Below are 18,256 nucleotides of genomic sequence, written 5' to 3'. Positions count from 1 at the left end.
CGCTTTCCGCTCCCATGGTGAATCCTGAAAGGTTCTGTCATGTCTGACACCAGTAGTGGTACTGACGTCGCGTCGAGTGATCCCGCGGCCGATGCCGCAGCCGTCTTCGACCTGCTGATCGGCTTGGTTCGCGCCCAGGTCCTGAGGGGCGTGGCGGCGCTGCGCATCGCCGACCACCTCTCCGACGGGGCCATGACGGCCAGGGAAGTGGCCGAGCGCGAGGGCAGTCATCCGCAGGCCACGTACCGTCTGATGCGCGCGGCCTCGTCGTTGGGCCTGCTCAGTCACGAGGGGGAGCACCGTTTCGCTCTCACCGGCCGAGGCCGGCTGCTGCGTTCAGAGGTTCCCGGCTCCCTGCGCTCCTTGGTACTGGCCCAGACCGGCCAAGCGCACTGGCGGTCCTGGACCCACTTCCCCGAGGCCGTGCGGCAAGGGACGAGCCAGACCAAGAAGTCGCTGGGGATGGACGTCTTCGAGTATTACGCGCAGCCGGAGAACGTCGAGGAAGCGGCTCTCTTCGCTCAGGCGATGGGCGACATGTCCAGCCTGGTGACTCAGGGCGCCGTGGCCGCGGTCTCCACCGCCGGTGTGTCCACCGTTGTCGACGTCGGCGGTTCGAACGGTGATTTCGTCCTGGCGCTGATGGAGGCCAACCCGCAGCTCAACGGGCAGGTCCTCGATCTGGCTCACGTCGTCGAGGGCGCACGCGCCGAGGCCGAGAAGCGTGGCCTGTCCGATCGGTTCTCCACGGTGGCGGGCGACTTCTTCGTGGAGGTTCCCCCGGCGGACCTCCACCTGCTGAAGACGATCCTGCACGACTGGGACGACACTCAATGCACGACCATCCTGCGCCGATGCAGGGACGCCGTGAACGAAGGGGGACGCGCGCTGGTCGTCGAGATGGTCATCGGCGAGATCGGTCAGCCCGACTCGGCCACGCTGTCGGACATGGCCATGCTGGCCATGACGAACGGCATGGAACGCGACCTGAACGCATTCGATGCCCTCTTCGCGGCCTCGGGGTGGCGCCGGTCGAAGACATACCCCGTGGGCGGCGGGTACTTCGGCTTGGAGCTCGTCGCCGTCTGACGCCTCACTCGCGAACCCCTTTCCGGTGGCCCGTGAGGGGCCACCGGCGAGCCGCGTGTCGCGCACCCGTACGCCGCGGGGTCTTCGCGCAGGTGCGACCGGACATCGCCGGGCGAGACGGCCCCGCGGCCGCGGCCGCGTTCGATGAGCGGGATTCCCCGTTCTCAAAAGCTGCTGAGCTGGTCCTTTCCTGTGGATGGTGAGGCGGTCGGGAGGACGCGTACTGGTTGAGGACCGTACGCAGGAGTCGTTCGCCGGTGATGAGGAGTCGGTCGGTGCATTCTGTGTAGGCTGTCCGTTTCCATCGTTCGGCGAACGCGTTGGACCGCGGGGCTTTGCGGCGGAGTCGGGATGACGGCTGTGCCGTTGCCGACGAAGACGGCGTCGAACGCGGCGGTGAACTTGCTGTCCCGGTCGCGGATGAGGAACCGGAAGCACCCAGCCCTTTCCTCGAGGTCCATGAGCAGGTTGCGGGCGAGTTGAGTGACCCATGCGCCGGTCGGGTGGGAGGCGCGCTGCGGTGCGGGCGGCAGGCCGGAGCGGCACAGAACGCGCCGGATGGTAGCGGCAGCGGCCCGATGGCCAAGCCGTCGCAGTTCGCCCTGGATCCTGACGTGTCCTGTGCCGTTCAGAAACGTGTCACTGCTGGTCATGCCACGTACCTGTACTCATTGATCAGGCCACCAAGGACACGGGTCCGGAGCAGCCGTCGTGGGGTTTTCCGGTCGGTCAGCGGCGCCGTGTGGTGGTCGGCGAGGGAAGGTAGTTGCTCTCGGGCCTGATGCGGTCGATGTCCGTTGTCGTGTCCGGCGTAGGTGCTGAGAACACGGAGAGCGTGGCGCTCGCTCCAGAGCAACAGGTGGTCGAGGGCCTCGCGCCGCAGCGTCCCGATGACCCTCTCGCAGTGTGCGTTCATCCGCGGGGACTGCGGGGCGATCTCGACCCCAGGCGCACGCCCGCCTCAAGAGCGAGGTCAGGAACTCGCGCCATGTCGGGCCGGCGCGGCGGGCCTGGCAGCACTGTTGCACCGGCTGCCGCTGCACGTCCTGCGACAGTTACGGCTGCTCGTACGTCCCGACACGGTGCTGCGTCGGCACCGCGGCCTCGTCGCACGCCGCCATGCCGTCTCTTGTCGGCCCAAACGCTCGGGAAGACCGCGTACCGTGCGCTCGATCCGCATCCTGGTGCTGCGCCTGGCGAAGGAGAACCCGAACTGAAGGTACAGGCGCCTGCACGGCGAGCTGCTCGTGCTGGGGGTGAGGGTGGGCGCGTCCACCGTCTGGGAAATCCTGAAGGAGGCAGGCATCCGACCCAGCGCCCGAGCGGAACTCCGGTACCTGGGCCGACTTTCTGCGTTTCCAGGCTGAGGCGCTTCTGGCCTGCGACTTCATGGAAACAATCACCCTGTCGGGCGTACGGGTATACGTGCTCGTAGTGATCGAACACGGCAGTCGCCGGATCCGCGTCCTGGGCGCCACCGCGCAGCCGAGCACCTCCTGGGTAGTGCAAGCGGCAAAGAACCTCGTCATGGACCTCAAAGACCTCGGCTGCCGGACACGCCTCGACCTACACCGACACGATCGCCTCGGCGGCATCCTCCACGAATACCAACATGCTGCATGACCTGTACGGATGAAGTTTCCGGCAAGGGCAGTGCCGCATCGGCGCCCCGAGCGCCCGGCCGATCACGCTGAATGGCTGCCCCTCGCGCCAGCGTCTTCAGATCTCATCCTGCTGAGCTGGCGAAGACCCGTAGCCACGCACCTGTGCCTCCACGATCACATGATCATCCGTGGTGGTGCGTTGATCACTTGAGGGTGCCATCGTTTGACGACGGGTATCGCGGGTGAAGGCGTCGCGGTCTTGGGCATTGCGCATCAGTGTCGAAGCTCCGGCTTCGGGTCAGGCCGGCGGGTCGGGGTGTATCTGGCGAGCATGGTCTGGACGGCCTCTTCGACGGCGTTGCGGATGTCGGCGGCTGCGGGGTTCCAGCCGGTCAGCAGCATGCGGGGCCACAGGACGTAGTTAGCGATCATGCCGAGGAACTGGTTCGCGGCGCTCTCAGCGTCGGGCACATCGGCGTTGCCCGCCTCATGCTCGGATTCCAAGTAGTGCTGGACGGAGGCGAAGTAGGGCAGTTTGCCGAGCTGGAACTGCATCCGTCCCAGCTCGGGGAAACGAGGCAGTTCGGCGATGACGATCCGGAACAGGCCTGCCATGCGGGGCTGGCCGATCAGGTCGGCGTAGCGATGGCCGATGGCTGTCAGCCCGGAGCGCAGATCTCCCGCCTGTGGCCGCGCGGCGGTATCGCCGACGTCGCGCTGCCAGGACTCGGTGACGATGGCCTCGAAGAGGGCCGCCTTGGTGGGGAACTGCTTGAACAGGGTGGACTTCGAGACCCCGGCCGTTTCGGCGATCCGTGCGAGGGAGGTGCCGTCGTAGCCACGGTCCAAGAACAGTTCTGTGGCCGCGGAGGTGATCGCCCCGCGCTTCTGCTGGGCGAGCCTGCGGTGATGCGCGGTGAGTTCTGCTGCCATGCGGAAAGTATGCCGCAACCCCGAGGCGAGTCACTTGACTCGCCTCGGGAGCCCCGCTTACGGTGCACCAGCAAGGCGAGTCGAGTGACTCGCATCTGATCTGTGGCACCTGGGCGCATCCTGGTTGTCGCACGGTGGAGGAAGTTCATGACAATCGACAAGATCGCTTTGGTGACCGGTGCGAATCGCGGCCTCGGGCGCAGCGCGGCCATCGCCCTGGCCACACGCGGGGTGCGGATCGTGGTCACCCACCGCGGCGATGCGGCCGGGGCTGAGAAGACGGCGGAACAGGTGCAGGCTGTGGGCGGGACTGCCGCTGTTCTCCGGCTCGACATCAGCGACGTCTCCTCCTTCGCGTCCTTCACCTCCGAACTGGGCGCGCAGCTGGAGCGCTGGGGTACTTCGCGGCTCGACATCCTGGTCAACAACGCGGGAGTGGGAGTCTTCGGGCCGCTGGAGACTGTCACGATCGACGACTTCGACACGGTGATGGGCACCAACGTCCGGGGCACGTTCTTCCTCATCCAGTCGCTCGTGCCGCTGCTGGCCCAGGGCGGCCAGGTCATCAACGTCTCGACGTCACTGACCCGCCACACCAGCCCCGCCACCTCGGCCTACTCCGCTTCGAAGGCCGCCGTCGAAGCTCTGAGCCGCACCCTCGCCGCAGAACTCGGACCTCGCGGCATCCGGGTCAACTCCATCGCCCCGGGGCCGACCGCCACCGACTTCAACGGCGGAGCGATGCGGGACGACGCCGGAATGCGCCAGGTTCTGGCCGGACAGACCGCGCTCGGCCGCGTCGGCGAACCTGAGGAGATCGGCGACGCCATCGCTACGCTGGCCTCCGAGGGACTGCGCTGGGTCACCGCCCAGCGCATCGAGGTCTCCGGCGGCGCCCTCCTGTGACGCCGGGCGACGGCCGGTAGGGAAGCAGGCAGTGACGGCCCCGAATCACTCCGAGCCGACCGACTCGTCCTCATCCTCGTCCAGCTCCGGCGCACCAAGGTCCCGAAGCAGGCGCAGGGCGCCGGCGGCCGGAACGCTGGCGGTGAAGCTGTAGCGGCCGAGCAAGAGCACGATGGCGTTGAGGACCAGGCCGAGCGCGCCAAGCGGGTCCTCCATGCCTGAAGGCTGTCAATATTCCGATCAGGCTGCTGAGCTGGGCGTTTCCCGTGAATGATGAGGCGGTCGGTGCATTCTGCGCGGGCTGTCCGTATCCATCGTTCGGCGAACGCGCCGGACCGTGGCGGCTGCGACGCAATCGCCAAGCCGTCGAAGTTCACCCTGGATCCTGACATATCCCCAGGTCGGGTTTCTCTCTCGCCAGGCGCTGAATGAGCGCGATTGCCTCTTCCGCCAGCGGTGGTCGGCCGGGGCCGACCGCCATCTGGTGCCAACGCCAGCGCACCAGACGGCGGTGCCAGGTCAGCAGGGTGCCCGGGGGTGACCAGCCGATGGCGACGTAAGGCAGGTGGCAGGTGCCGGGCGAGAGCGGAGAGCACGGCAAGGTCAGCCCTTGAAAGCCGCGGCCGCTCGACCTGTCGACGCAGCACAGCGACCTCTGCCGAAGGGCAAGGATCTCGGCGTCGTTCGCGGCGGCCGACAGGCCCAACAAGAGGAGGCAGCCCAGCAGTCGGCAGAAGATCAGGTAGAGCAGTCGCAGACCCACGACCAAGGATCATGCCCATACATGGGCGACCACAAAGCCCCAGGTCAACCACCGTACGGAACAAGGACACCCTTCATGGGGGTGACCTGCGGTGGTTTGGGCAACCGGCCAACATGAGCACGCACGATCGATACCTGCCGGGTACTGCTGTGATGCTGGAGTCGTCATTGTTCCCGCTGGTGAGCGGTGGTGGACTTCGTGTCATGGGTCAACTCGACAACAAGGTCGCGGTCATCAGCGGCGGCAGTTCAGGTATCGGTCTCGCCACGGCGCAGCGGTTCGTCGAAGAAGGTGCGGTGGTGTACGTGACCGGTCGCAGGGAGCAGGAGCTCACGGCCGCTGCGGAGAAGGTGGGTGCGATCGCCGTGCAGGGCGATACGTCGAATCCCGCGGATCTCGACCGGCTGTACGACACCGTGCGCGCCGACGGCCGTCAGATCGACGTGGTGGTGGCCAACGCCGGCACCGCCAAGTTCGCCATGCTCGAAGACGTCACCGACGAGCACTTCGACCTGCACTTCAACACCAACGTCCGAAGCACGCTGAACACGGTCAGGAAAGCTCTTCCGCTGCTCAGTGACGACGCGTCGATCGTGTTGGTCGGCTCGGTGTCGGGAAGTAGCGGGACGTCGGGGTACAGCGTGTACAACGCGTCGAAGGCCGCGGTCCGCTCGTTCGCCCGGAGCTGGGCGAACGAGCTCAAGGGACGGAAGATCCGGGTCAACGCGCTGTCACCGGGAATCGTGGAGACTGCGGGGATCGAGGATGCGCTCGTCGCGGACGGGCTCGACGAGGCCAGCAGGCGTGAGTGGAAAGGGAACTACGCGTCGGCCGTCCCGCTGGCCCGGTGGGGGCGACCGGAGGAACAGGCGAACGCGATCCTGTTCCTCGCATCGAAGCAGAGCAGCTACATCACCGGCTTCGAACTGGTCGTCGACGGCGGCGCCACCCAACTAGGCGCCTGGTCCTGAGTGGCCCAGTTGCCTGGTTGCCACGTTCCTGGCGGTGTAGACGAACGCGTCGCGCGTCGCGGTAGGGATGTCCGGCCGCCAGGTCAGCATCAGCCAGGTCGGTGGCGCGTCGAGGACGGGAACAGCCACGACGGCGGAGCCGATCCGGTCGATCGCGCTCGCCGCAGCCGTCACGATCAGTTTGCCCATGGTGACCTGATCGACAATCTCGTCGAGCGTCTTTTCCGGCCATTGTGGCTGGAAGAGCGCGTCCTGCGCGATATCGGCAGCCGTCACAGCCGGTTTCGCCGCGAGGAAATGGTCCCGCGGTAGCAACGCGACTGTGTCGTCTTCGGTGAGTTCGGTGAACTCCAACCCGGCAAGACCGCTGTGACCGCACGTCAACGTGAGGTCTGCCGAACCGGTGCGCACGAGGTCGACGTGGTCCTGGGTGAACACCACGTCGACGTCGGCGGCACCGGGCTGGCGACGGTATTCCCGCAACATACGGGCCAGCAGCCCGGACCCGGTGCCCTGTAGCGCGGCCACCACCAGCCGGTACGGGTGAATGCTGCGCTGGGCGCGTGACACCGCGTCGTCCAGTGCGGTCAATGCCTTGCGGCTTTCGGTGAGGAAGACCGCGCCGGCCGCGGTGAGACCGACACGACGGCTGGTGCGTTCGAACAACTGCACACCCATCCGGCGTTCCAGTCTGCGGATCGCCCTGGACAACGGTGGCTGGGCGATCCCGAGCCGTTCTGCGGCCCGCCCGAAATGCAGCTCCTCGGCGAGGGCGACGAAGTACTCGAGCTCGCGTGTTTCCACTCGGTCCATACCCCCAGAGTAAGGAATAGTAAGGGCCGATCGCTGGTCTACTCCGGGGACGACACAGCACCGTGCACAAACCTCACGCGGCTTACCGAGAGATGCGATGTGTTGCTCTGCGAGGCTGAGAGCGCCCAGTCGACGACCAGGGCGGTTGCAAGTTCCGGAATCGCGTAGATCGTCCGCTTCCAGCGGGAGTTGACGCAGCAACAGCACAGGTACGAGACCGGTGATCATCAGGGTGTCTACGCCAGCTGATCACATCGAGGTCCCGTGCCTGCCGTTACATCCTCGTCCGGGGCGCAGCGAGCGTTGTCGGTCGTGCTCGCGCCGTGGCGTGGTCGGCGCGCCATCCATGCTCCGGGCAAGATCGTGTGTGATGTCGCGGCCGCAGACACGGCCGTGGGCCGGGTTGCGCCCTGGTTCCTGGTCGTGGGTGGGCGGTGGTTCCTGTTGTCAGGTCACGGGTTCGGGTAGCGCGGCGAGGCGTTCGAAGGCTGCGATGAGGTCGGTGGTCCAGGGCCAGTCGGCGGCGATGCGCAGGGTGGTGGTGCGGGCGGTGCGGCTCAGTTTCGCGGCGACGTGCAGTAGCCGGTATCGCAGCTTCTTCGGTTCGGCCGTGGCGAGGGCGCCGTCCAGGAGCAGGGTTTGGGTCCAGGCGAGCAGGTCGATGCCGGTCAGAGCGAGTTCGAGCCACGCTTGGTTGATGGCGAACTGCTGCGACGGCAACCGGCCGAACCCGGTGGTCTTGCCGGTGCGGATGCGGCCCTCGACGCGGGCGTGGCAGCGGTGCTGCACTTCAAGGAATTGGATCGAGCCGCCACCGTGGGGTGTGTCAGTGGCGAAGACCTGATACCGCATGCCGTTGACCTGGTCGAACAGTGACAGTTGCGCGCCGGGATGGGGGTGTTCCCGGCGGCAGATCAGCCGGGTGCCGGCCGGGAACGCGGCCAGCACGCCGGGGTCGAGATGGTCGGTGAGCTCGACGACCTGGGCGCCGTCACGCAGGCTGCCGTCGCCGTCGAGCGCGGGCACCCAGTCAGCGGTGACGGTGATCGCGGTCCGGATCGGTCCGGTGATCGCAACTCCGACGGAGAACTGCGTGTGCAGGCCGTATTCGCGCAGGCTGCGGATGTGGGCGAGGAACTCGTGGCTGCTACCGGCCGAGTCGGACCGGATGAGGATCGGGCTGCCGTAGCGGTGCGCGTCGGGAATCTGGTGCAGGGCCTGGTCCAGGACGGTGATGTGGTCGGCGGCGGTGTTGCTGCCGGCGTTACCCGGGCGCAGCATCCCGGCCAGGGCTTCACCGGTGGCGTCGAGGAAACACAGCAGCGGGTGGTAGCCGAAGATGTGTTCCAGGTCGCCGCCGCCGATTCCTTCTCCGAATGCGCCGCCACGATTGTCGCGTCGATGTCCAGCACGAACCCGGGCAACGCCTGACCGAGCACCATGGTGGCGGGCAGCGAGCGCCGGGTCTCGAGGACCTGTGCCCAGGCCAGTTCCCGGGCGCCGGCTAGGAGATCGTGTCAGGAGCTTCTAACGGTCGTCTCAGATTCGCTTAGTACAAAGTCGGCGTCAGACGAGCGAGGCAACTCGTGTGTAGGAGGTGTTGATGGTTGTCAGCGTAACGCCGTCAGGGAAAGCGCCGCCCAGCGGTTGAGATCCTGGGTGGGCGCCATGGCGCTGGTGACGGCGTCCCCTGTCGCCGCCCGCGGGTCGCACGCCGGCAACAGCGCAGGGCCCGGCGCGGCCGGCCCGCACAGCGCGCACGCGGGCGGGTCGTCAGCTCCACCACAGCCGCCGCGCGTCGGCGAGCGGTTCCTCGTGGTGCCGCTGCTCGGCGCTGCCGTGGTGCGCAAGCAGGGCGCGAGGACCCGTGGTCTCGGCTGGCAGTGTTTCGGCGGAACCGGCGCGGCCGGCGCCGAGGTCGAAGCCGAGGTCGAAGGGGGGACGCGGCGTGGGTGGACACCTGGGCGCGCCTGGTAACGACGAAGGGTCGAAGTGAAGCATCTCGCAGACGGATGCCGTACGGATACCACACCACACAAACACCTGAACAGAGACTGACATGAAGTCTATGGGACGTCGCGGCTTTCTAGCCGCTTCCACGGCACTTGGCGCTGGCGCCGGCTTGTCCGCGTATGCCGCCGTTTCGGCAGCGGACGGGAACAAGACTCCGGACAAGACTCCGGACATTGCATTGCGAGACCGGGACCTGCCCTTCATCGGCACGGAGGAGACCTTTTCGACTCCCACGTTGTTGAAGCTGAACTCCATCAATCAGGATCACATAGCGTTCCTTGAGGAAATTGGTCTTTCGGATCTAGGCCAACGCCGCATTGGCGATATGGATGCGGGGGGACTCAACGTTCAAATCCTCTCTGCTCATACACCCTCCGTACAAAATGTCCCTGGGCAAAGGGGTATCGACCTTGCCTATCGTCTTAACCGGCAACTTGTAGACGGGCCAATCGCCAAATATCCGGGCCGCTTCAAGGCTTTCGCCACCTTGCCCTTGCAGAGCCCGGAGGCGGCGGCGGACGAACTGGAACGCTCGGTTCGGGAAGATGGCTTCTTGGGCGCACTGACCAACGGACACATCGCGAAGAAGTATCTCGATCATCCCGATTTCGAGCCTGTGCTGGCACGTGCCGTTGCTCTCGATGTGCCGATCTACCTGCATCCCGGCTATCCAGCTGACGAGGTCTTCAAGATCTACTACAGCACCACACGGTCTAAATACAAGGAAGAGTACCAAGACTACATTTTCAGTGGGTCTGGATATGGCTGGCACCAGGAGGTGCTGACCCAATGCATTCGGATGATCGCGTATGGGGTTTTCGACAGATTCCCCAAGCTGAAAATCATCATCGGCCACATGGGCGAAGGCCTTCCCTTCTACTACGAGCGGATCGTCAATGACATGGGCGAGCCGACCGAAGACTCGCTCGAGAAGCCCATCGGGCAATACTTCCAGGACAACTTCTGGGTCACAACCAGCGCATTCCCCCAGACCGAACTGCTCGATCTCCTACTGAAGTACATAAGCGTGGATCGAGTGATGTTCGCAACCGACTACCCGTTCGCGGACATAAAGGAGCAGACCGACTGGTTCCGCGGAGTCGATTTGCCACGCGAAGACAAGGAAAAGATTGCGTTCCGAAATGCAGAGAAACTGTTCAGAATGAAAGTTCCCGTGAAGTGATACGCCAGCGTCGACCGGAGTGAAAGAATGCTTTGCTGTAAGGCGAGAGCACGGCCGAAGTATGCGATGCGCGGCTGCCCCATAACGCGGCCTCATACAGGCTCTTCTAAGATTGAACGGGGTTCGCGGCTGGAGGCGACCCGAATGTGAAGGGCTCGCAGCCCATCGGTGATTATCTGAGTGTCTGAATCGGATGGTCACAAGTGAGCTTCTTCGAGTTGGCTACCGATCGGGTGACGGTCGACGAAGCGCAACGAGCGAGGCCCCCGGGCTGTTGATCGAGATGTCTGACGTCTCAATCACGTTGCTCGGGGGCCTCGTTGGTCATTTGTCCTGCCGTACTCGACCTGCCGCATGCGCTCGTGGAGTGGGTGACCATGCTTCTTGTCACCCGTGAGGGGGGACCGGCGCTGTAAGCTCCGCCCGTCCCAGCGAGCGATGGTGGCACTGGTGTGCCTGCGTGAGCACACCACCCTGGCGAAGATCGCTGCCGGGTTCGGGACCAGCGAGTCCACCGCCCACGCCTACACCAGCGCGGTCATCAACCTGCTCGCCCAACGCGCCCCGGGTCTGCTGAAGGTCCTGCGAGACCGATGCCGACTTCGTCCTGCTGGACGGCACGCTCGCCGAGTGCGACCGGGTCCGGCGACGGACGGGCCGACTACTCCCACAAGCACCGCCGGCACGGGGTGAACGTGCAGGTGGTCACCGATCCGGACGGCCGGCTGCTGTGGCTCTCACCCACGCTGCCGGGCCGGGCCCACGACCTCACCGCCGCGCGCACCAACCGGATCATCCGCAACTGCGAGCGCCAGGGCGTCCCCGTCCTGGCCGACCGTGCCTACCAGGGCGGCGGTCCCTGGGTGACCACCGGTATCAAACGCAGGCCCCTGCAGGAACCCACCCTCACCGAGAAGACCGTCAACCGGGCCCTGGCCGCGGCACGGGCACCGATCGAACGCGGCATCGCACGCCTGAAGTCCTGGCAGGGCTTCGGCGTAGTCGCATGACGCCCGGTTCGTGATCATCTGAGACCGAGCAGGGCGAGTGGGCGGTTTCGGGTCGCGTTCCTGCGGACCGGCATACGCGACACATGAGCATGCGCGCTCACCGGTCACGGGATCAACAGCAGTTTCCCGGTGGTCGTACGCGATTCGATGTCCGCGTGGGCCCTCGCCGCCTCCGCCAGTGGGTAGCGGCCGCCGATCCGGACGACCAGCTCGCCCTGCTCGACGAGCGCGAACAGTTCGGCTGTGCGCGCCTTGAGTTGTTCGGGGGTGCGGATATGGTCCTCGGTCACGGGGTAGGTGAGGCGGGTGCTGCGGGGGATGTCGTTCATCGCGATGGTCGGCACGTCACCGATCAGCGGCCCGTAGAACACCATCGTGCCGTGCGTGCGCAGTACTTGGAGCGATGCGGCGAACGTGGTCGCGCCCGCCCCGTCGAACACCACGTGCACTCCCTCGCCGCCGGTCAGCTCGCGCACCGGCTCGACGAACGCGTCACCGGCGGAGACCAGGACGTGGTCGGCCCCCGCGTCGGTGGCGTACTTGGCCTTCTCCGGCCGCGACACCAGGCCGATCACGGCGCCGCCGCGGGCCTTGATGATCTGAGTGAGCATCATCCCGACCCCGCCGGCGGCGGCGTGCACGAGCGCGACGTCCCCCGGTCGCACCGGGTGGGACACGGTGGCGAAGTGGTGCGCGGTCAGCCCCTGCAAGAGCACGGCTGCGGCCGTCTCGTCGTCGACGGCGTCGGGCACCGGGACGGCACCGTCCGCGGAGAGCACGATCTGCTCGGCGTAGCTGCCGTGGCTGTTGATCGTCAACCACGCGACACGATCACCAAGGGCGAACCCGTGCACGCCCTCACCCGTCTGCACCACCACGCCGACGCCTTCCGCGCCCGGCACCTCGGCCAAGGCCTGTCTGCGGATGGCGGTGTCGAAGAAGTTCACACCCGCCACGCGCATGTCCACCAAAACTTCTCCCCGGCCCGGACGAGGTGCCGGCCGCTCGTGCAGCCGCAGCACCTCCGGTCCCCCTGCTTCGCTGACAACTATCGCTTTCATGCGGCCGAAGGTAGGCACCAGAAAATGTACCTGCAAGTACACTCTGGGCGGTGACCACGAGGAAAGGCGCCGCGACCCGCCTGCGTATCGTCGAAGCCGCCGCAGCCGAGATCCGGGAACGCGGCACGAACGCCATCACACTTGACGACGTGGGCCGGCGCAGCGGCACCGGCAAGGGGCAAATGTTCCATTACTTCCCGGAAGGCCGGGAACAGCTTCTGCTCGCAGTCGCCGAACTAGAAGCCGAGCGCGTTTTCGACGACCAGCAGCCATACCTGAGCGAACTCACCTCGCGCGCGGCCTGGGAGGCGTGGCGCGACCTCATTGTCGAGCGCTACCGCGATCAGGGGCTGCACTGCCCGCTCGGGGTGCTGATCGCTGACGTAGGCCGGTACAGCCCGGCCGCGCAGGCCGTCACGGCGCAACTGGTGCGACGGTGGCAGGAGTGCGTCCGAGCCGGTATCGAGGCCACGCAAGCGACCGGCGATGCCAACCCAGCCCTCGACGCCGACCGCACGGCAGCGGCCGTGATCGCCACGGTCCAAGGCGGTGTCACCGTCCTGCTCTCTACCGGCTCTGCGGAACATCTGGAGGCCGGGCTGAACCTCTGCCTCGACCACCTGCTGTTGTGAACGCACGATCACCGGCAGTTGGACCGCATGCAAAGCGGAAGCATTCGTCCGGTGGGTGGCCCACCCATCAGCGGACGACCGGATCGGGGCCGCCGCCCGCACCGCACAGGTCTGCCTCGCGATCCTCGAACATGACGAGTTGCGAGAGTTCCGAGAAGACCCTGGAACGGTGAGGGCAGGGCTTTGACGTAGCCGCATTACGTCCGGTTCGTGATTATTAAAGGCCGAGGAGTGTGAGGGGGCGGCGAGGGTCGCGGGCGTTGCGGCGGAGGTCGGCCGCGATGTTCTTCACTCCGGCCGTACGGAGGGCTCCGATGGCGAGGTTGCGCCAGGTGGCCATCGCGCGGGGCGCATTGCCGGTCCGCAGTTGGGAGGTGTCTTCGGCGAAGGTGGTGTCGCGGTAATGATGCAGGGCCTCGATCTTCCAGTGGTCGCGGACTAGTTCGGCGAGCCGGACCGCGGTGGCCTGCTCGGCGGTCAGCCTGGTGACGGCGCAGACCGTCTTGACGGTGGTCTTGCCGGCCTTGAGGTCGGTGCGCCGGCGCTTGATCTGGACAGCCTGGCGGGCTCCGGGGAAGACGAGGTTGTTCACGGTGGCGACTTTGATCCGGCGGATCTCCGAGCGACCGTGGCCGATGCCCCGGGTGCGTCCCTGCAGCGGGATGTCCTTCCAGGGAAGGGACTTGAGCTGTCGGCGCAGCTTCTTCTGGTTGCTCTTGACGATCACGATGTAGTGGGCACCCCGGCCGAGGAGGTAGTCGGCGTGCTCGCGCTGGGTGTGCATTGCGTCGCTGGTGACGACGGTTCCTGCCAGGTCGGCGACGGTGTCCAGCAGCGGCTGGAAGCAGGTGATCTCGTTCGTCTTCTCGCCGACGTCCAGCTGGGCCAGGACCAGGCCGGTGGCGTGCTCCAGTGCGGCGAGCAGGTGGATCTTCCGCCCCTTCGCTCTGGCCGCGCCGCGCAGGCTTTTGCCGTCCACTGCGAGGCCGCGCAGCCCGGTCGCTTTCGGGCGTCGGTCAGCGAGCCAGCGTCCGACCGCCCGGTCCAGAGCGTGCCGTACGCCGCGTGGGTCTCGTGGGTCGGGCACCTCGGCCAGCCGCTCCAGCAGGCGCGGGACCTCGTCGGATACGACCTTGGGATGCTCGCGGAGCTGGTCAAGGGCAGGCGGGATCAGCGATGATGCGTCGGCAGACACGGTCTTCCACTCGGATCACGGGGCGTAGAGAACTCCATGATCTTGGAAGCCGTGCTGTCACGTTCCCGGACACCCTCAAACTGACAGAACATCACAAACCGGGGCGTCATGCGACTACGCCGAAGCCCTGGAAGTCCTGGCGGATCTTCCGCAGAGCCCGGTGCAGTCCAAACCGCATGATGTCAATCGCCAAAGCCGTCCTCACACTGGAGCGGCATCGCTGACGAAGCTCAGTGAACCTTTTTCAACGTGGCGAGGCCGGCGGCGTCCGGGGCTTCTCGTCCGCCGCACCGCCGGGCTCGATGCCAGGTTGAAAAAGGTTCAGTGCACAATTGATCATCCACCGGAGTGCTGCGGCGCCCGCCACGACGGCCAGGGCGGCTTCACGTTCCCGGTAGGAGCGGGCTGTCGCTGATGCCCCAGGTCCAGAGGGCGTGTTCGGGTGCGTCCCGGATCGCCCGGGTGGTCTTGGCGATGTTGTCCGCTCCCAGCAGCCGCAGTCTGCCGATGGCCAGATTCCGGAGAGCGGCCATCGCCCGCGGCGCGCTTCCGGTGTGGACGGTGGAGGTGTCCTCGGCGAACACCACATCTCTGACATGGTGGCTGGAGTTTTCGATTCCCCAGTGCCCGCGCACGTATTTGCCCAGGTCGGCAGGGCTGGCCTGGTGGGTATCGAGGCTGGTGACGGCGTAGACCGTCTCCCGGGTCTGCCGCTTGCCGCTCTCCTGGCGGCGCCGGTGGATGCGCAAGGCCAGCCGCGCTTCGGTGAAGGCGATCCCGCCCAGGTTCGCCGCGATGGCCATGGTCTTGTCCGAACGGGACTCCCGCCGGCCGTGCCCGGTGCCGGAGACGGTGTGCGCCACGGGCACCTGCTCCCACGGCAGGGCCTTGAGCTGGGCCTGCGCGGTCGGCTGGTTTCCCTTGATCACCGCGATGTAGTGGGCTTTCTTCTCCTGGACCAGCCAGCGCACCTGGTCCTTGACGCTGTGCAGGGCGTCGAAGGTGACCACGGTGCCGGTCAGATCGAGTGGTTCCAGCAGCGGGCGGAAGGCGGCCGTCTCGTTGGTCTTGGCCCCCACCTCGCGCTGGGCCAGGGTGACGGTGGGGGCGTGGGTGACGGCGGACAGCAGGTGCTGGTGGCGCTGCTGGCGGTGCGCGGAGCCTGACAATGCCTTGCCGTCCACCGCGATCGCCGGCCGCGGCACCAAGCCGGCGTCGGTGTCGGTGTGGTTGTGTCCGGCCAGTTAGGCGCCGATCGCGGCGTCCAGGGCATCGCCGTCGAGAGCGGCCAGGAGCCGGGTGAAAGTGGCATGGGACGGGGCGCGCCGGCGTCCGGGCAGGTGGCGGCGGATGCCGAGGTGTTCCAGCACCGTGGTGGTGGCGCGCTGTCCCCACTCGGTGACCTCGGTGATGGTCCGGGCGCCGGAGACGACCGGGCAGGCGCAGATCAGCAGCAGGCCGACCAGGGGATACCACCGCCCGCGGCGCGAACGCGGGTCGGGTACGCGCTGGAGGTGGGCGCGCAGGCGGCCGGTGTCGTGCTGGTGAAGGGGGGGGCCACTTTCGCCAGAACGGCAGGGACCAGGGAGGATGGAGCGGCAGGCACGGGACCTCGATGTGATCAGCTGGCGTAGACACCCTGATGATCACCGGTCTCGTGCCCGTGCTGTTGCTGCGTCAACTCCCGCTGGAAGCGGACGATCTACGCGATCCCGGAACTTGCAACCGCCCTGCACCGCACAGGTCCGGAACCTGATCAAGGTGCCCGCTGCCGTGCTGCGCAGCCGCGTGGCCAAGGACGCGGAGGTCTTGGCGTTGCGGCACGAGAAAGTGGTGTTGCGCCGCCAGATCGCCCGAGTCCGCTTAGGCAATCACGCTGACCGCCGTGCATGCCTCGCGGCGGCCCTGCCGCCGCGACGAGTAATGCGGGGATGCGGCGAGCGTCAGTCCAGCCGCAGCCCGGTAGCATCGGGATCCAACAAGCCCTTGGCGTCCGCTTGATTGGGATCGGTGAGTCGTCTTTTCAAGTATGCCGAGTATGCGCTGACCGTTTCGGCTGTGTACCCGCCGCTGCCAATTGGTGGGTTTGGGCTTACGTCCAGGACACACCATTGCCCGGTCGTCCAATGCCGGACGAGCCGGACACCGGCGATGTCATACCCCAATGACGTTGCGGCTTGCACAGCGGTCTCCCGCGCCGCGGGATCCAGCCTTTGCAGGTCGACGAAAGTAGCGTCGCCCCAGCCCGATTTCGCCAGCAGATCACTGCCACCGACGCTGCGATGCTGCAGAGTAAACGAGACTTGACCTCCCAACACGAGCAGGAAATACGAACCATCGGGTGGCACGAGTTCCTGGGCGAGAAACCCTCGGGCGTGGTCGGCAGCTCGGAGTGCTTCGGTGAATACTCCTTCGCTACCGACGAGGCGCGTCCCGCCACCACTACCGCCCGTGACCGTTTTCAACACGAACGGCAGGTCAAGCTGCGTGGCCAGATCATGAAAGGCACCTGGGAGCAATCGCGGCGGTAGATAGACCGTGGATGGTATAGACAGCCCCCGGTTGGCCAGCCGAACGTACTTGAACAGTTTGGTTGGCGCGCCGATGCCTGCGACGTTGACGGCGCGGACACCTTTGGTCGCGAGGTAGTCCGCGACCGCGTTCAACAGAGTCGCGGTGGGCCGTTGGTAGGCCAAGACTTGCACTAGACCGAAGTCGGCCAGATCCCGGCCGCTCACCGTCTCGCGAATGCGGACTCCCCCGGGCCCGATATCGATAGCGAGTTCCTCGATACTACGGAAAACGACCTCAACGCCCACAGCGAGCAGCTCACTTGCAAGGTCGACATGTTCGCCAAGTCCTTCACCGTTGAGCACCAGTGCGGATTTCGGCGCCGGGCGGGCCATCGACTACTGGCCGCCCTTCTGTACGTACTCGTCGAGTTTCCTCGTGATGGCCTCGTCTATCGTGGCAGGGTCCACCACTTCCTCTTTTCCGAATCCGAGTTCGTCAAGTGTCAGTTCATCGAACTCTTCAAGAACGTCGTCAATGGTGTCGACTGCATCCGCAGCCTTCGACGACACTTCCGCGGCGGAAGTGCTCGGCTTCTCCGAGTCAGGCACCGCCTCCTCTTCTTGGTCGGTTGCCTTGAAAGCTTTGCGGCCCTGTTTGCTAGACAAATCACCCTCCCCTATTCCGGAGTTTCAAAGACGGCATCATGTGTACATCTGACCGATGCCATAAGAGTCGCACTGAGCGCCACGAACCGGCGAGGCCTGCCGTTAGGGCACCCATCAAGTGTTGTTCACACTATCAATGAACCACGGTCGAATCGATCTCCGATTCCCTGTCAATCGATGCCCGCTTCTTGTGGGTTTTTGGAAACTACTGACCTTGAATGCGTGATGTCGTCATGAGGTTTTACGCAGGCCGGTGCCAGCGAAACAGCCGTCGAGGACGTCGTAGCGGTACTGGAGCTGGCGTAGGCCGCGCCGGACGGCCGTGATCAGGTCGTCGGGATCGGCGAAAACCCGGTTGGCTGTGGTGGTGCGCCGCAGCACGGACCAGATGCCCTCGTGGGCCGACGTCTGGCGGGCCATCGCCGTGGGTTCGCTGTCGTCCTTGTCGTTGGTACCGGCGGCCAGGAACGGTATGGCGATCAGCAGCGCGCCACCGATGCCCGCCGCGGCCAGCAGGGCCTTGGTCGGGCGGCCGGACGGCGGCTCGTCCCCGTCGTCCGACGCGCCGTCACCCTTGGACGCCGACGGAGGGTTTCCACCCTCGGTGGCAATCAGGGAGCCGACGTTGGCCTCGCGCTGGTCGTCGCTCTTGCGAGCCGAGGACGACGTGTCCGAGGACGACGTGTCGGCGGACGCCTCGTCGGTGGACGCGGCCGCGGACTCGTCCGGCGTGGCTGCGGTGCTCGGCGTCGTCTTCACCGTCGGCCCGCTGACGGGCGCGGACGTCGCCTCGGATTCCTCCGCCCCGGATTCCTCCGCCTCCTTGCGACCCGGCTTGGGACGCAGCGCGGAATCCGGTTCGGCGATCGTTCCAGGCATGGTGACGGTACGCCGCACCGTGGGG

16 protein-coding genes and 5 pseudogenes are annotated in these 18,256 nt (G+C 66.2%); 8 read left to right on the top strand and 13 right to left on the bottom strand.

Going from position 1 to position 18,256, the window contains the following annotated elements:
• Nucleotides 1-39 precede the first annotated feature (39 nt).
• The gene (locus tag ACWC5C_RS21020; protein WP_450877313.1) at nucleotides 40-1,089 is read left to right on the top strand and encodes a methyltransferase; all 1,050 of its coding nucleotides are present in this window, start codon (nucleotides 40-42) and stop codon (nucleotides 1,087-1,089) included.
• Nucleotides 1,090-1,738: 649 nt separating this feature from the next.
• Here the strand turns inward: ACWC5C_RS21020 and ACWC5C_RS21015 are convergent.
• A complete protein-coding gene (locus tag ACWC5C_RS21015; protein ID WP_450877378.1) occupies nucleotides 1,739-2,026 on the bottom strand; it encodes an integrase core domain-containing protein in 288 nt (95 codons plus the stop codon).
• 73 nt (nucleotides 2,027-2,099) lie between these two features.
• On the opposite strand from ACWC5C_RS21015, the pseudogene ACWC5C_RS21010 reads away from it, so the two are divergent.
• Nucleotides 2,100-2,670 (top strand): annotated as a pseudogene (locus ACWC5C_RS21010) (integrase); the annotation flags it as partial.
• A 296-nt stretch (nucleotides 2,671-2,966) separates the two neighbouring features.
• Here ACWC5C_RS21010 and ACWC5C_RS21005 read toward each other — a convergent pair.
• Nucleotides 2,967-3,626, bottom strand: coding sequence for a TetR/AcrR family transcriptional regulator (locus ACWC5C_RS21005; RefSeq protein ID WP_450877311.1), 660 nt, complete (start codon nucleotides 3,624-3,626; stop codon nucleotides 2,967-2,969).
• Between the two features lie 147 nt (nucleotides 3,627-3,773).
• Here ACWC5C_RS21005 and ACWC5C_RS21000 point away from each other — a divergent pair, with 147 nt between their 5' ends.
• Nucleotides 3,774-4,532, top strand: coding sequence for an SDR family NAD(P)-dependent oxidoreductase (locus tag ACWC5C_RS21000; protein WP_450877309.1), 759 nt, complete (start codon nucleotides 3,774-3,776; stop codon nucleotides 4,530-4,532).
• A gap of 45 nt (nucleotides 4,533-4,577) precedes the next feature.
• On the opposite strand, the gene ACWC5C_RS20995 is transcribed toward ACWC5C_RS21000, so the two are convergent.
• Together ACWC5C_RS20995 and ACWC5C_RS20990 are read right to left on the bottom strand one after the other, a co-directional pair.
• Complete coding sequence (locus ACWC5C_RS20995; protein ID WP_450877307.1) at nucleotides 4,578-4,748, bottom strand: hypothetical protein; 171 nt, start codon at nucleotides 4,746-4,748, stop codon at nucleotides 4,578-4,580.
• Between the two features lie 157 nt (nucleotides 4,749-4,905).
• Nucleotides 4,906-5,295 carry a hypothetical protein gene (locus ACWC5C_RS20990; protein ID WP_450877305.1) on the bottom strand — a complete coding sequence of 130 codons (390 nt, stop codon included), beginning with the start codon at nucleotides 5,293-5,295 and terminating at the stop codon, nucleotides 4,906-4,908.
• Nucleotides 5,296-5,498: 203 nt separating this feature from the next.
• On the opposite strand from ACWC5C_RS20990, the gene ACWC5C_RS20985 reads away from it, so the two are divergent.
• On the top strand, nucleotides 5,499-6,266 hold the full coding sequence (locus ACWC5C_RS20985) for an SDR family NAD(P)-dependent oxidoreductase (protein WP_450877376.1): 768 nt from the start codon (nucleotides 5,499-5,501) through the stop codon (nucleotides 6,264-6,266).
• On the opposite strand, the gene ACWC5C_RS20980 is transcribed toward ACWC5C_RS20985, so the two are convergent.
• Nucleotides 6,249-7,079: a LysR family transcriptional regulator gene (locus ACWC5C_RS20980; protein WP_450877303.1), complete on the bottom strand. Its 831-nt coding sequence runs from the start codon at nucleotides 7,077-7,079 to the stop codon at nucleotides 6,249-6,251. The two genes, ACWC5C_RS20985 and ACWC5C_RS20980, sit on opposite strands and share 18 nt — an antisense overlap.
• A gap of 447 nt (nucleotides 7,080-7,526) precedes the next feature.
• Nucleotides 7,527-8,584, bottom strand: a pseudogene (locus ACWC5C_RS20975) (IS1380 family transposase); the annotation flags it as partial.
• 554 nt (nucleotides 8,585-9,138) lie between these two features.
• On the opposite strand from ACWC5C_RS20975, the gene ACWC5C_RS20970 reads away from it, so the two are divergent.
• Nucleotides 9,139-10,275, top strand: a complete 1,137-nt coding sequence (locus tag ACWC5C_RS20970; protein WP_450877301.1) for an amidohydrolase family protein — start codon at nucleotides 9,139-9,141, stop codon at nucleotides 10,273-10,275.
• 320 nt (nucleotides 10,276-10,595) lie between these two features.
• Nucleotides 10,596-11,299: pseudogene (locus ACWC5C_RS20965) on the top strand (transposase family protein).
• A 90-nt stretch (nucleotides 11,300-11,389) separates the two neighbouring features.
• Here ACWC5C_RS20965 and ACWC5C_RS20960 read toward each other — a convergent pair.
• Entirely contained in the window at nucleotides 11,390-12,346 is a 957-nt protein-coding gene (locus tag ACWC5C_RS20960) for a quinone oxidoreductase family protein (protein WP_450877299.1), read from the bottom strand.
• Between the two features lie 50 nt (nucleotides 12,347-12,396).
• Here ACWC5C_RS20960 and ACWC5C_RS20955 point away from each other — a divergent pair, with 50 nt between their 5' ends.
• Complete coding sequence (locus tag ACWC5C_RS20955; RefSeq protein ID WP_450877297.1) at nucleotides 12,397-12,978, top strand: TetR/AcrR family transcriptional regulator; 582 nt, start codon at nucleotides 12,397-12,399, stop codon at nucleotides 12,976-12,978.
• Between the two features lie 373 nt (nucleotides 12,979-13,351).
• Here the strand turns inward: ACWC5C_RS20955 and ACWC5C_RS20950 are convergent.
• A pseudogene (locus tag ACWC5C_RS20950) lies at nucleotides 13,352-14,065 on the bottom strand (ISAs1 family transposase); the annotation flags it as partial.
• Between the two features lie 239 nt (nucleotides 14,066-14,304).
• Between ACWC5C_RS20950 and ACWC5C_RS20945 the strand changes: the two are divergent.
• Nucleotides 14,305-14,397 (top strand): annotated as a pseudogene (locus ACWC5C_RS20945) (IS5/IS1182 family transposase); the annotation flags it as partial.
• A 159-nt stretch (nucleotides 14,398-14,556) separates the two neighbouring features.
• Here ACWC5C_RS20945 and ACWC5C_RS20940 read toward each other — a convergent pair.
• The 5 genes from ACWC5C_RS20940 to ACWC5C_RS20920 all read right to left on the bottom strand — a co-directional run bounded on the left by ACWC5C_RS20940 (nucleotide 14,557) and on the right by ACWC5C_RS20920 (nucleotide 18,231).
• Nucleotides 14,557-15,378, bottom strand: coding sequence for an ISAs1 family transposase (locus ACWC5C_RS20940; protein ID WP_450877295.1), 822 nt, complete (start codon nucleotides 15,376-15,378; stop codon nucleotides 14,557-14,559).
• Nucleotides 15,379-15,417: 39 nt separating this feature from the next.
• The gene (locus ACWC5C_RS20935) at nucleotides 15,418-15,699 is read right to left on the bottom strand and encodes a transposase family protein (RefSeq protein WP_450877374.1); all 282 of its coding nucleotides are present in this window, start codon (nucleotides 15,697-15,699) and stop codon (nucleotides 15,418-15,420) included.
• Nucleotides 15,700-16,116: 417 nt separating this feature from the next.
• The gene (locus ACWC5C_RS20930; RefSeq protein ID WP_450877293.1) at nucleotides 16,117-17,079 is read right to left on the bottom strand and encodes an ATP-grasp domain-containing protein; all 963 of its coding nucleotides are present in this window, start codon (nucleotides 17,077-17,079) and stop codon (nucleotides 16,117-16,119) included.
• Between the two features lie 3 nt (nucleotides 17,080-17,082).
• Entirely contained in the window at nucleotides 17,083-17,352 is a 270-nt protein-coding gene (locus ACWC5C_RS20925) for a hypothetical protein (protein WP_450877291.1), read from the bottom strand.
• A 231-nt stretch (nucleotides 17,353-17,583) separates the two neighbouring features.
• Nucleotides 17,584-18,231 (bottom strand): hypothetical protein, encoded by a 648-nt coding sequence (locus ACWC5C_RS20920; RefSeq protein WP_450877289.1) that lies wholly within the window; start codon nucleotides 18,229-18,231, stop codon nucleotides 17,584-17,586.
• Between the last annotated feature and the right edge of the window lie 25 nt (nucleotides 18,232-18,256).

This window comes from Streptomyces sp. NPDC001700 (assembly GCF_053596435.1).
Note: the sequence above shows the minus strand (reverse complement) of the source record. Positions and strands in the feature narration are given on the sequence as shown.

What these genes read in the sequence shown, in the direction of transcription:
- ACWC5C_RS21020 (WP_450877313.1), top strand. Translation starts at nt 40, where the DNA reads ATGTCTGACACCAGTAGTGGTACTGACGTCGCGTCGAGTGATCCCGCG.
- ACWC5C_RS21005 (WP_450877311.1), bottom strand. Translation starts at nt 3,626, where the DNA reads ATGGCAGCAGAACTCACCGCGCATCACCGCAGGCTCGCCCAGCAGAAG.
- ACWC5C_RS21000 (WP_450877309.1), top strand. Translation starts at nt 3,774, where the DNA reads ATGACAATCGACAAGATCGCTTTGGTGACCGGTGCGAATCGCGGCCTC.
- ACWC5C_RS20995 (WP_450877307.1), bottom strand. Translation starts at nt 4,748, where the DNA reads ATGGAGGACCCGCTTGGCGCGCTCGGCCTGGTCCTCAACGCCATCGTG.
- ACWC5C_RS20985 (WP_450877376.1), top strand. Translation starts at nt 5,499, where the DNA reads ATGGGTCAACTCGACAACAAGGTCGCGGTCATCAGCGGCGGCAGTTCA.
- ACWC5C_RS20980 (WP_450877303.1), bottom strand. Translation starts at nt 7,079, where the DNA reads ATGGACCGAGTGGAAACACGCGAGCTCGAGTACTTCGTCGCCCTCGCC.
- ACWC5C_RS20970 (WP_450877301.1), top strand. Translation starts at nt 9,139, where the DNA reads ATGAAGTCTATGGGACGTCGCGGCTTTCTAGCCGCTTCCACGGCACTT.
- ACWC5C_RS20960 (WP_450877299.1), bottom strand. Translation starts at nt 12,346, where the DNA reads ATGAAAGCGATAGTTGTCAGCGAAGCAGGGGGACCGGAGGTGCTGCGG.
- ACWC5C_RS20930 (WP_450877293.1), bottom strand. Translation starts at nt 17,079, where the DNA reads ATGGCCCGCCCGGCGCCGAAATCCGCACTGGTGCTCAACGGTGAAGGA.
- ACWC5C_RS20920 (WP_450877289.1), bottom strand. Translation starts at nt 18,231, where the DNA reads ATGCCTGGAACGATCGCCGAACCGGATTCCGCGCTGCGTCCCAAGCCG.